The organism is Sporosarcina sp. FSL K6-1508 (assembly GCF_038007465.1).
In the GTDB taxonomy this organism is placed as follows: Bacteria; Bacillota; Bacilli; order Bacillales_A; family Planococcaceae; genus Sporosarcina; species Sporosarcina psychrophila_B.
Genome location: NZ_JBBOXF010000001.1, coordinates 272,698 through 286,384, shown reverse-complemented (window position 1 = coordinate 286,384; position 13,687 = coordinate 272,698). Strand labels below are relative to the sequence as shown.

Sequence of the window (13,687 nt, the reverse complement as noted above, 5' to 3'; positions counted from 1 at the left end):
ATTTAAAGTCCATAATTCCTGTGGTAACTTGCTAGTATCGCACTATTTTAAAGAGTGTGAAAAAAGGGGTAAAGGGGAAATGGGATTTGAAGCGCAATAATTTCACTAAATTTTTTAGCGCATTTTTAGCTTTCGCGATGGTTCTCTCGCTGCTGGCGCCGTTCTCGGTATCTGCAAATACTGAAATGGCGAAACCGTTCAAGCCGAATAACCAAAACGAAAGTATCATGCAACAGAAAGCGGCTATCGCTGAACAATTAGACCTGTTAGAAGGAGGTCCTGAGTTACATCAAGATCTACAAGGGGCCGCTGGGAACGACCAAGTAGCCGTAATTGTTCATTTATCCGAAAAACCAGTTGCACTTGAACAGGGGATTAAAGAGCTAGCTGGGGGAACATTTACTGCGGCTGAAGCAACTGCTGTGAAAAAGAAAGTTAAAACACAGCAGACCGCTATGAAAAAAGAGATGCAAGTTAAAAATATTAAATTCAACGAGAAATTCGCATATGATACTGTACTGAATGGTTTTTCAGCGACTGTCAATGCTGAAGATCTTGAAGAATTACTCACTATTAAAGGGGTTACATTAATCGAACCGGACACTGAAGTGCATGCTTACGAAGCACCAGTTTCATCTGGAACGGTGGAAGCGGCTATGGACACAAGCATTTCATTCCTCGGAATCGAAAAGCTTTGGGCTGAAGGGATACAAGGACAAGGGATCAAAGTCGCTGTACTGGATACAGGTATCGACAAGGATCACCCTGATTTTGCCGGTATTTATAAAGGCGGGAAAAACTTCATTCCAAACTCTTCGACTTATACAAGAACCCGTGCAGACAATGATGCATCGGAAACGTCACCTGTGGAACGACCTGCGGGAACGCCTGAATTTAATGCAAATGGAAGCGCATTCTACACATCACATGGTACGCACGTAGCGGGTACAATTGCTGCAATCGGCGCAAATCCATACGGTGTTAAAGGGATTGCGCCAAAAGTAGATCTTTACGCTTACCGGGTGCTTGGCGCTTATGGAAGCGGATCTACGTCAGGTATCATTGCTGCAATTGAAGAATCTGTTAAACAAAAGATGGATGTCATCAACCTATCACTCGGTGGGGGAGCAAACTCTGAAACAGACGGAGGATCATTTGCTATTAATAATGCGATGATGGCCGGAACGATTTCGGTTATCGCGACAGGAAACTCTGGTCCGAATCGTGGAACGATGGGTACACCATCGACGGCTCGTCTTGGAATCGCAGTTGGGAACACAACGAATCCTGAATCACATTTTAGTAGCGATGTAAATGTAACAGTCGGAAACTACCAATTATCAAAAACGCTCAACTTGATGGGGACGACTTTTGGAACAGACTTAACGACGCAACTGTCAGGAGACTATCAAGTAGTGGCGGTACCTGGAATGGGTACAAAAACTGACTATGCAGGACTCGACGTGAAAGGGAAAGTAGCACTAGTTTCACGCGGAGACATTGCATTCGTCGACAAAATTGACTTCGCAAGGGAAGCAGGCGCAATTGCAATTCTTATCCACAACTTTGCAGGCGGCTCAAATGCACCAAATGCGTCAGGAACATTCCTTGGCGATGCATTTGAATTTATCCCGGCATACGATTTGTCACAAACGGACGGAGATGCAATGCGTGCAGCTCTTAAAGATGGACAAGGGACCGTAACATTCGGCAATTTCAATAAAACAACAACAATTGGAGACGATGTCAACGATTCAAGTTCTCGTGGACCGTCAACGCCAAACTTTGACATCAAACCGGACGTTAGTGCACCCGGAACAAATATCATGTCAACAATCCCGATGTACAAAGCAGATGTTCCAGATGCAAATTATGACCAAGCTTTCTCACGTAAAACAGGTACATCCATGGCAACACCGCATATTGCGGGGATTGCAGCACTAGTTAAACAAGCCAATCCAAGTTGGAATGCTTTTGACGTGAAAGTCGCACTTTCCAACAGTGCAAAAATTCTAGATACGACTAAATACGATGTCATGTCTCAAGGTGCTGGACGTGTGCAACCTTATGCAGCGGCACATCCGACAATCCTTGCATATGCAATGGACGAGGCAATACTGGATACAAGCGGTAAAGTGGTCGAAAACATTAAAGGAACCGTAACATTCGGTCCTCAATCAATCAAAGAAGGCAATATTTCCGTTACCAAAGACATCCTTGTAAAAGATATGAAAGGTAACGGCGGAAATTATAATGTAACAGTGGATGTTACAAAATCATTCGAAGATGCAAAAGTAACAGTCGACAAATCATCATTCACATTGAATGGCGAACAATTGCTGACAGTTACATTAACGGCTTCGAAAAAAGCGAATGCGGGACCAGGTTCTGAACTTCTAGGCTATATCCATATTAACGGCGAAGGCACTGAAGTTTCATTGCCATTTGCAGCGGATTTTGGCGGTGCACCGGCTACTGCTTTTGAAGATTTCGCAATCACTGAAACAGATCTTTCATTCAATAACGATGGGATAAAAGACTCGGCTGTTTTGTCATTTAAACTAACAGGCGACGTTACAACAAACTACATCGAACTATGGGATATCATGGATCCTGAAAACGGGGAGTATGGTGACGGCTATATCGGCTACTTACATGCAGGCACTTCTCTTGCGGCCGGTTCATACACACTCAACGTTACAGGGAATTACAAACCTTGGACTTCAGGTGCAGCACAAACAACAATTCCTGATGGACTTTACACAATTGACTTCACTGGACAAACAGTTTCAGGCGAACCGGCAATTCTCAGCGACTATGTTGGTCCAATCGTCGTGAAATCTAAAGCGGGGACAATCGAAGGGGAAATTCAAGGCACAACGGCAACAGGTAAAATCATCGACAAATATATTGACTACCAAGCGGAACTTGTAAACTATGATTTAGGATTCGACGTAAACACGAAACTCAAAGCAACTTACGAAGTAATGGAAAACGACACAGTGAAATCATCAGGCCCTATTAAACTAGAGCAAGACGGATCATTCACATTCGATGTCGGCACATTGACGAAAGAAAACAGCGTCAAAGTAAAATACGTCGACGCAGCTGGCAATGCAGCGGAACACGTATTATTCGGTGACGGCGCTGGTGAAACACCAATCGACGTAAAACCGCTAGATCCGGTTCCAAGTGAGCCAGTTGCAGCCAACCATCCGTATGTAAAAACATTTGGACTAGATAACGTAGCAATCTCATCGAAATCTAAAGCCAATTTCGCATACGAGTTCAAAGAAGCACCAAATTCATCCGTTTCCATCATCGTTCTTGATCCAGCGCATTTTACGGACGAGCCGAACGAATGGAATGAAATCGGAGATATTTTCTGGGATTCCAGTAAACCACAAGCGAAAACAGGCGTCTTCGACGGCACCTACACAAATAAGAAAACGAACAAAAAAGACAAGCTGAAAGATGGCGTCTACGGTATAGAACTGTTCTCCATGAACAATGCGTACAAAACAATGTCCGCAATCATCAAACCTGTCTTCGTCAAATCGACAGCACCAGAAATAACAATTACTGCTGAAGAAAACACGATTACAGGAACGATTCAGGATAAATTCATCGATTACAAATCAACAGTCAAACAACATTTCAACAAAGAATACGACATCAACACATATCTTGGGCTCACAGCAATCGTGGTCAATGAAGACGGCGAAAAAACGGAGAATAATATTAAACTGGAGCAAGACGGCACATTCTCGGCTACACTAAAAGGGCTTGCTGGAGAAAGTACTGTCACAATCGTTGCACAAGATATCGCACGAAATGTTGCACAGAAAACAGTTGAAATGACCGGCGAAGAAGCTGGTGTAGTCGAAATTTCTGTCGATAAAGAAAACCTGGCAATACAAACAGGCGATAAAGAAAACCTAACCGTAACTGAAACAACAACAAAAGCGGACGGTACAAAAGAAGACAAAGACGTAACAGCAGAAGCGACATTCACATCCGCGGATGAAAAAATTGCAACCGTCAAAAATGGCGAAGTAACAGCAGTCGCTGCAGGTAAAACAGAAATCACAGTAAGCTACAAAGAGTTCACGACAACAGTTGCTGTCGAAGTAGCGGCAACATCAGGTCAAGACCAAGTCACATATTCTGTAAGTAAAACAAATCTATCAATTGGTGTCGGTCAGCAAGAACAACTTTTCGTTACACAAAAAACAACAAAAGCGGATGGTTCAGTTGTTGAAAAAGACGTAACTGGAACAGCGGACTATGATGTTGTCAACAGCAATATTGCAACATTCCAAAAAGGCCTCATCACAGCACTTGCAACAGGCAAAACGCAAGCGCGCGTCATGATTCCAGGTCAAGAGGATATCTACATTTACCTTGAAGTGACAGCAGCACCGCAAGATCAGGTTACTTATTCAGTAAGCAAAAAGAACCTGACACTCGGCGTTGGCCAATCAGAACAGTTTTACGTCACGCAAACGACGACAAAACCGGATGGCACAGTCACTGAAAAAGACGTTACAGGAAATGGCAGCTACAATGCAGTCAACAACAAAGTTGCTACAGTTAAAAAAGGTCTCGTAACAGCACGCGCAGAAGGTCAAACACAAGTACGTGTCATGATTCCAAACGAGGAAACCATCTTCGTTTACATCGAAGTAGTCAAACTTCCACAGGATATCATTACGTACAAAGTGAATAAAACATCTATGAAAATGAATGTCGGTGACCAAGTACAGTTGAAAGTGACAGAAACAACGCTGACGCCACAAGGCAAATCCAGCAATAAAGACGTCACGGCAAAAACTTCATTCAAAGTTGTCGACAACAAAATTGCAAAAGTTCAAAAAGGTCTCGTCACAGCGATTGCAGGAGGTAAAACACAAGTACTTGTCTCGATCCCAGAGCAGGACCCAATCCTTGTCTACCTCAATGTAAAAGGTGACGTAATTACCTATTCAGCCGATAAAAACAGCGTCACACTCAAAAAAGGCGAAACTGAACAAGTAACGATTATAGAAAAAACAACAAAAGCAGACGGTACGGTTACAGAGAAAAACGTAACAGCTAACACTACTTTTAAATCCTCGAATCCTAAAGTCGTTACATTAAGCAAAGGATTAGTGACAGCAGTAAGTCCTGGTAAAGCAGACATCACAGTAACACACCCGAACTATACAACGACTGTCACAGCGATTGTTGTGGAAGACATCATCACCTATTCGGTCGATAAAAACAGCATCACACTTAAAGAAGGAACAGCCGAACAATTAACGGTAACTGAAACAACAACAACGGCAGATGGCACTGTTACAGAGAAAAACGTAACAGCAAACACTACTTTTAAATCATCGAACCCAAAAGTCGTTACCTTAAGTAAAGGATTAGTGACAGCGGTCAGCCCAGGAGAAGCAGTCATCACAGTAACGCATCCGAACTATACAACGACTGTCACAGCGATTGTCGAACCGGAGGCTGTCATTACAACAGAATTGATCGCAAACCCCGGAACACTTGAATTGACAGTAGGGGAAAATTCTCGCATTTCAGTTCAATCGATTGAAACAAAAAATGGTGAAGTGACACCTACAGACGTAACAGAAATCGCAACATATAGCGGTTTTGATCCAGCAGTCATCGATGTCCAACAAGGCCAAATCATTGCTGTCGGAGCTGGCGAAACAGCAATCACTGTTTCTCACGGCGTCAACACGGCAATAATAGTGGTTATGGTCGAAGTAGCGGTAACACCGGAAGTACCAGTGTCACCGGGAACAGCGAAGTATTTTGTTTCCGAATCTGAAATTGAAGCATATGCAAACGATAAGAAAGCAAAAGAAATCGTAATCGCAGTCCCTGCAAATGAAGAAGAAATCGCAATCGAATTCAATTCAACAAACCTCAATACAATGATTAAGTCTAAAAAAGATTTACTCATCAACAGAGGTGCAACATCATTCTTATTCTCGAAGAAGTCAGTGGAGAAATTGATGCAAGAAGCTGGCGGCAACGTTACAATTACATTAGGCAATGCAGACGCATCTTCAGTAGCCGATGCAGTATCAGAAAACTTCACATTAAAACTTGAAGGCGGGACAGATGATAATCGATTCGTGTTAAATCAGTTCAACGAAAAAATCGAAATCGTTCTTCCAATCGACGAGTCCAAAGTGATCAAGAATAACAAAGTAGCGGTACTTGATTTGAATTCAAATAGTGTGCTGAAAGCAAAATATAAAAATGGCACACTTGAATTCACAGCGCATGGCGAAGGTAGCTTTGTCGTTATCAATAATTCCACAGCGAATAATGCAAATGGCTTTGTCGCTGTAAGTAGTTAACTTAAAAAGGAGCTAACTGGTAAATTTATACCGGTAGCTCCTTTTTTTCTGTTAAAGGGAAGAGTATTCATTGAAAAAAAGGGTATTAAGTAGTATAAGTAGAAGAATACTCTTAGAAAAGGAATTACCTAAAAAAGGAAGTGCACCTATGACGAACTGGAATACAGAAGCGTTTGAATTGCTCGACAAGAAACCTAAGCAACAAAATTGGGGCGCAAGAAGAGCTTCAAAAGATAAAAAATATATCACCTCATCCGAATCTGTCGAAGATTATATTGTACTCGATTTCGAAACGACAGGTCTCCGTGCCGGCGCGGATAAAATCATTCAAATAGGCGCCATTAAATATGTAAATCATGAGGTGAAGGATATGTTTAATACCTTCATCAACCCATCCCGTCACATTCCTATAACTGTCACTAGCCTCACTGGCATCTCAAACGAAATGGTGGAGTGGGCGCCAAGTATAGAAGAAAAAATTGAAGAACTCCTGGGATTCATTGGAGATTTACCGATTATCGCTCATAATGCTTCGTTTGATATGGGCTTCTTGTATGCGCTCGATGCTATCGAAGGCGTTGAAATTCCCACATATACTGTCATTGATACAGTGAAACTTGCCCGAAAAAAAATCACACAAACACCGAACCACAAGCTGACGACATTAACCGATTTTTTGCAGCTTGAACACGATGCACACGATGCAATTGGCGACTGCCTTGCAACCGCAGCAATTTATCAATATTGTACCCAAATGCATGTTTAAATTTTGGCCGCATAATCTGCTAAGTCAGCTATGACCAGCTGCAGATTTTTGCTATTATTAAAAAAGGAGAAGATGAGTGAATGGAAATGGGGCGATCGGGATGAAAAAAAGTGTTTTGGCAATCTGTACGGCGTTGGTTATTAGTTTAGTTTTCAGCACAATGGCAATTGAAGCAAATGCAACAAAAGCAACAAAAGCAACAAAAGCAACAAAAGCAACCCATTATATAGGACTCCACGACCGGTTACTGGACTTTAAAGACGTCCGGGTAATAGACAACGACACGAAAGTTCCCCTAAGCGATATCGCAAAAGTACTTTACATCCCGGTTGAAAAAGAAAAAGGCGTCACATATATTCGGAAGCGTGGCATTGAAATCAGCTATGACGAATCTGCAAAACAAACTTCAAAAGACGGTGTGAAACTTGATTGGTCCCCAATCATCGATGTAAACGGCACGCTCTTTATCAGCGTCAAATACATCGCCCGGCAAATCGGATTCAAAATAGATTACATCCAAAAAATCCAAACCCTGCGCATTTACCGCGACGACTATGAACATATGAGCCGCGCAGATTTCGAAACACATGTGAAAAAATTACTGAATAAAAAGGAAACGATCAAGTCGCCAGTTAAACCGCCTGTAACAACCAGCGGAAAATCGAAAACAAACGTCTACTTGACCTTTGACGACGGGCCAAATAAATTCACAGCCATCAACAACGCAACCCTAAAAAAATACAACGTCCAAGGCTCATTTTTCTTCCTGGGTAAACATATGAAAGACAACGAGAAAATCGTCAAAACAGTTGCTGGCGACGGCCACTACATCGGCACGCACAGTATGACGCACGACAAAGACAAAGTATACAAATCCACAAAATCATTTATCGACGAGATGAACGAAGGAACCGAACTCATCACTAAAATGACCGGCAATGATGCTAAACTGCTCCGTGTCCCATACGGTAGCAAACCGCACGTCACACCGGCCATGCAAAAACAACTCAACAAAAACGACTACAAAATATGGGACTGGGATGTCGACTCAAACGACTGGAAATACACCGACAAAGAAACAGATAAAATCGTCAATAATGTGCGTACCGGCGTTGAAAAAGCCGACAAATCCGGCGACCGTGACATCATCATCCTACTCCACGACCGCAATCAAACAACAAAAGCACTCCCAGAAATCATAGAATGGCTACAAAAAGAAGGCTACACCATCAAAACATACGAACCCAAGCACCACATCATCCAAAATTTTCTCCACGACACAACATTATAACCCCAAAAACCGCCTTCCATAGGCGGTTTTTATGTGGAGAGAGTGGCTACTTCGGGCATACATTTCTACAAAGTAAGAGACCGATCATATCTCCCACCCAACCGCCCATATAACTCGTCGAACCGCTCATAACCCGTGCCCAACCGCCCATATAACTCGTCGAACCGCTCATAACCCGTGCCCAACCGCCCATATAACTTGTCGAACCGATCATATTCCGTGCCCAACCGATCATAACCGCCATCCAACCGCTCATATCCCGCGCTCAACCGATCATAAAACCAGCCACCAGTCCTCCACCAATAAAGCAAGAACCACCAACAAGTCAAAAACTCAAATTTAAAGCGGAAATACCCCTCAAATATCAAGTATGACTCCGTTTTACAAATGTACAATTCGGCTTTGCCACTAACCGTATGAATCTACTAAACCATCTGATATGCTTTCATAGAGGTGGTGTAAAATTGATATATAAGCAAAGATCAATACCCAAAAAACTAATTGGATTAAATGCACTAATTCCCCGATTGCATCCGTCACATACCGATATGTATCGAATCGAGGAAGATTTGCGTATTCGAAAAGCAGGATACGGTGGAGAGCAACATCTTGATAAACATATGCTAGAATTCAAACCCCCATATCCACACGCCATCCTGCACGATGTTTGTTTGAAACAGAACGGTGTTTATTTTCAAATGGATTCCATTCTTATCACGCCGGCGTTCCTCCTCATTATCGAAGTGAAAAACTTCGCCGGAAAAATTATTGTAAAATCAAACCCCACACAGTTCATCCAAGTATCCCCGACTGGTGAACGAAAAGTGTTGAAAAACCCCATTGCCGAACTCGATCGCAAACAAATCTTTCTTACTCAGTGGTTACTGCAAAGAAAAATAGAACTCCCAATCAGTGGAATCGTTGCATTCGCCTATACCAACGAATTAGTCTTCGAAAACGTTCCCGAAACCAAACTCACATTTACCAATGAACTCCCATCATACTTATATTCCTTGCCAATCCAGAAAGAGGTCATAAGCAAAGCTGCCATACGGAAACTTGCAACTGAAATAAGAAATAATCATCAAGAATACAATCCGTTCCCACTCACGAAACTTATGAATATCCCATCAACCGACATTTTACCAGGTGTCATCTGTCCCGCATGCAACGCAAGGGGAATGCAATGGAAACAGAGGAAATGGTCGTGCCAGAAGTGCAAACACACTGGATCTAATTACCACGTTACCGCACTTACAGATTGGATTTACCTGATTGACAATCGAATAACGAACAAAGAGTTTAGAAACTTCACGTTACTAAACGACCGTCACGTTACAAAAAGATTCCTAGCCGGCTCCGGATTAAAACATGTAGGGAAGGGCAAAGGAAGTTTCTACATCACGAATGAAAAGACAAATAAACACGACTCAGCGCTTCATGAACAATGAAGCGTTTTTTCAATGAATCATTCCACTCCATACCAATCATAACCCCATCAGAAGGAAGCTTTTGGCCGCAGCCAAAAGCTGATTCAAAAGAATCCACCCCGAGTGAGTTCGCCGAAAAAGCAGGGGACTGACCATATATCATATACAACCACTCATATATGCTCCTCGACCGATCATATCCTTAGCCCGACCGCTCCTATCTCCCAAATGACCGCCCGTATCCGCCACCCAACCGCTCATATCATAAACATAGTATCCTAAACTAGAGTACTCTAAGTACTTAAAGTTTAGGATTTTTTTAATTCAATACTTTAACTAATGAATAAATATAGGTATTATTTATAGGAGTTAAGGTATTTAAAGGTGGTGGAGAAATGAAAGTTCAAAAAGTAGTTGTTGAGGAAAAATCATATCCATTATACATACTATTAGACAAAAATTTTGAAGTGGTAGAACCGGTTAAGAGATATATAAAGTACTTGGATAATACGGGGAAAGCGCCAAATACGATTAAAACATATTGTTATCATCTCAAGCTGTTTTATGAATTTATGAGCCAAAGAGGAATTAGATTAGAAGATTTGAAATTCGAGGAAATGTCAAACTTTGTGGGATGGTTAAGAAATCCAACGGGGGAGGTAAAGGTAATAGATTTACAACCAAAGAAGGCTAAAAGAGAAGAAACATCTGTTAATGCCATACTTAATGCTGTAACTAGTTTCTTAGAGTATTTAAATCGTACAGGAGATTTTAAAGCTATAGATATGACTAAAGAAGCGAGGGGAAGAAATTTCAAGGGGTTTCTTCACCATATTTCTAAAGGTAAATCTTATCAAAAAAATATTTTAAAGCTTAGGGTCAAAAAGAAACTTGTACAAGTATTAGAACACGAACAAGTTAAAGCAATAATCGATGCGTGTCATACAAAAAGGGATAAGTTACTTATTATGCTTATGTATGAAGGAGGACTTCGGGTAGGAGAGGTATTATCCCTTCGTATCGAAGATATTTCTACTTGGGATAATCAGATTAATATCATGCCAAGAGATCACAACGAAAATGGGGCTTATATTAAGCTTAGAAAAGAACGAACAATCGATGTTAGCAAGGAATTAATGGCTTTATACACCGATTATTTAGTTCATGAATATGGGGAAGATTTGGAGCATGATTATATATTTATAAATCTCAAAGAATCTTATTTTGGGAAACCTCTAAAATATCAAAGTGTATTAGATCTTATAAGGCGATTGGTGAAACGGACAGGGATTACCTTCACTGCCCATATGTTGCGTCATACGCATGCCACAGAACTCATTAGAAGTGGATGGGATGCTGCTTACGTACAAAAAAGGTTAGGTCATGCACATGTACAAACAACACTTGATACATACGTTCATCTTTCTGATCAAGATATGAAAAATGAATATAAAGCGTATCTCCAAGGGAGAGAAACATAAAAAATGAAATTTCCAAGCGTTGCAACAAATCGAAAGCTCGTCACTAACACAGAGATTAATAAAAAAATAGCGGATATGACTAGTGTCTTACAAGGGTTTTGGGCAGCAGATAGATGGGATATAAGAATTTGCCCACATCCTAGTGCGATAGAGTTAAGTAAGAATCCTTCGTTAAGAAATCGTTGGGTAAATTTTGATAAAGTAGAAAACATCTGGTTAAAAACAGAATTAAAATACTTTTATTATGTTCTCTTAAATAATGGAACTTGGAGTGCAAAAACTGTTTGGATTAGAAAAGGAACAGTGATAAGTCGAATGTTGGGGTTTTTAAATTTAAAATATCCCGATATTACCTCTATAACTGAAGTACCTATAGTAAAAGCTTTGACGGAATACCGAACTTACTTAGTAGAACAAGGAATAAAATCTACGACTAAAAATTACAAGCTTGATATAAATCAAAATAAAATTTCTGTGCAAGCGAACTCCTACTACGTTACTAATTTAAAACAGTTTATGGAGTTCTATGAGGATTTCTATTTTGATGGTGAAGAATGGGATAAAGATGTTTGGGATCTAAGAAAACTTTCATTGCCGGAAGATAAGATAAATCCAACGTCCTACGAATATACAATCAATTTCAAGGGTTTTGAAAATGATTATTTTAAAGAAATCGTCAAGCGATATTGTAAGTTAATGTTAAATACACGTAGCTTTTCCCATGTAGTTGATATGGCGTCAAAATTAAGAGAGTTTTTTAATTTTATAAATACAAATTGTGAAGGCATACGAAGGATTCATCAATTAACTAGGAATGAAGTTGAGCAATATTTAAATGAAATTAATTTAAAAGGTTTAAAACCTAGTACTGCGACTGGACGAATATCTACTTTAGAAGTTTTTTTCTCTACACTTCAAAGGTTTGATTGGAAGGATTCGCCTTCCCAAATCCTTATCTTTCGAGAAGATTATCCTAAAGTGCCGAAGGCACAACCACGTTATATAGATGAACATGTCCTTGAACAATTAAATGTTAAATTGGATAAATTGGAACCTTATATGGCTGCAATGGTTATGGTACTTCAAGAATGCGGAATGCGTATCGGTGAACTTTGTACATTGAAAAAAGGGAGTGTCATAACAGATAAAGAAGGGGATTGCTTTTTAAAGTATTATCAGTGGAAAATGAAGAAAGAACATACCATTCCTATTTCTAAAGAAATTGCTGCATTGATATTGGTTCAAGAGCAAAGAGTGGCTTATGAACTTGACGATGGATGTGTATATGTATTTCCACGGAAAGATGGTTCTCCATTGAAGCAAGATACCTTTAGAGTTAAATTAAATAAATTAGCTTATGAAGAAAAGATAACGGATAATAAAGGAGAGATTTTCCGATTTCATGCTCATGCCTTTCGGCATACAGTTGGCACTAGAATGATAAACAACGGAGTGCCACAGCATATTGTTCAAAAATTCTTAGGGCATGAATCACCAGAAATGACTGCAAGATATGCCCATATTTTTGATGAAACTCTAAAGAAAGAGTTCATAAAGTTTAAGGAAACTTTGGTGACGAATAGCGGTAGCATTCTGGATTTAACCGAAGAAAATACTGAAGCTGACAATACAGATCTTCAATGGTTTAAAAAAAATATCAATGCACAAGCACTTCCTAATGGCTATTGTCGTTTACCAGTAATTGCGGGACCGTGTCCTCACGCAAATGCTTGTTTAGATTGTACGAACTTCTGTACAAGTAAACAATTTCTAAATGAACATGAAGAGCACTTAGACCGAACTAAAGAAATATTAAATAGGGCTAAACAGAACCAATGGCAGCGTCAGGTTGAAACTAACGAACGTGTTAAAAATAGATTAGAGCAAATTATTCATTCGTTAAAGGAGACGAATTAAGATGACTAGAAAGAGTAACACAACTGCCATAATTCAACTATCCAAAGAAAAGTCGGAGAAGACAAGAATTAGGGTTGAAAAGACAATTTCAGAGATGGCACTGAAAAAAGAGAAGATTAATTTTAATTCCGTTGCACAAAAAGCAAGTGTTTCAAAGTCATGGCTGTACAAACAAAAAGACATTAGAACTAGAATAGAGACATTAAGAGGGATGCAAATAAGTGAATTAGTTCCCCGTAAACAGAGTAAAAACCTTCGTTCAGAAGATAGTTTAATTAAGACATTAAAAATCCGAATAAAGGCACTAGAAGAAGAAAACAAACAATTAAGGGATCAAGTTCAAAAATTACATGGCAAGTTGTTTTAGAGGTCTTGTTGAATAAGATAAAATAGTACATTGCAAATTAAAACAAGAAAAGCACTCTGTTAAATAT

8 protein-coding genes are annotated in these 13,687 nt (G+C 40.1%); 7 read left to right on the top strand and 1 reads right to left on the bottom strand.

Features of this window, described 5'->3' with window-relative positions:
- Positions 1 to 86 precede the first annotated feature (86 nt).
- From MKZ11_RS01100 to MKZ11_RS01090, 3 genes are all read left to right on the top strand, one after another.
- Positions 87 to 6,368: a S8 family serine peptidase gene (locus tag MKZ11_RS01100; protein ID WP_340792226.1), complete on the top strand. Its 6,282-nt coding sequence runs from the start codon at positions 87 to 89 to the stop codon at positions 6,366 to 6,368.
- Between the two features lie 148 nt (positions 6,369 to 6,516).
- The gene (locus tag MKZ11_RS01095; RefSeq protein ID WP_340792225.1) at positions 6,517 to 7,134 is read left to right on the top strand and encodes a 3'-5' exonuclease; all 618 of its coding nucleotides are present in this window, start codon (positions 6,517 to 6,519) and stop codon (positions 7,132 to 7,134) included.
- 100 nt (positions 7,135 to 7,234) lie between these two features.
- Positions 7,235 to 8,425: a polysaccharide deacetylase family protein gene (locus MKZ11_RS01090; protein ID WP_340792224.1), complete on the top strand. Its 1,191-nt coding sequence runs from the start codon at positions 7,235 to 7,237 to the stop codon at positions 8,423 to 8,425.
- 46 nt (positions 8,426 to 8,471) lie between these two features.
- Here the strand turns inward: MKZ11_RS01090 and MKZ11_RS01085 are convergent, their stop codons facing one another.
- The gene (locus MKZ11_RS01085) at positions 8,472 to 8,681 is read right to left on the bottom strand and encodes a hypothetical protein (protein WP_340792223.1); all 210 of its coding nucleotides are present in this window, start codon (positions 8,679 to 8,681) and stop codon (positions 8,472 to 8,474) included.
- A 208-nt stretch (positions 8,682 to 8,889) separates the two neighbouring features.
- On the opposite strand from MKZ11_RS01085, the gene MKZ11_RS01080 reads away from it, so the two are divergent.
- The 4 genes from MKZ11_RS01080 to MKZ11_RS01065 all read left to right on the top strand — a co-directional run bounded on the left by MKZ11_RS01080 (position 8,890) and on the right by MKZ11_RS01065 (position 13,620).
- Positions 8,890 to 9,876: a nuclease-related domain-containing protein gene (locus MKZ11_RS01080; RefSeq protein WP_340792222.1), complete on the top strand. Its 987-nt coding sequence runs from the start codon at positions 8,890 to 8,892 to the stop codon at positions 9,874 to 9,876.
- A gap of 374 nt (positions 9,877 to 10,250) precedes the next feature.
- The gene (locus tag MKZ11_RS01075; RefSeq protein ID WP_340758916.1) at positions 10,251 to 11,336 is read left to right on the top strand and encodes a tyrosine-type recombinase/integrase; all 1,086 of its coding nucleotides are present in this window, start codon (positions 10,251 to 10,253) and stop codon (positions 11,334 to 11,336) included.
- Positions 11,337 to 11,339: 3 nt separating this feature from the next.
- Entirely contained in the window at positions 11,340 to 13,253 is a 1,914-nt protein-coding gene (locus MKZ11_RS01070) for a tyrosine-type recombinase/integrase (protein ID WP_340758915.1), read from the top strand.
- Between the two features lies 1 nt (position 13,254).
- Complete coding sequence (locus MKZ11_RS01065) at positions 13,255 to 13,620, top strand: DUF6262 family protein (protein ID WP_340758914.1); 366 nt, start codon at positions 13,255 to 13,257, stop codon at positions 13,618 to 13,620.
- Positions 13,621 to 13,687: the final 67 nt, after the last annotated feature.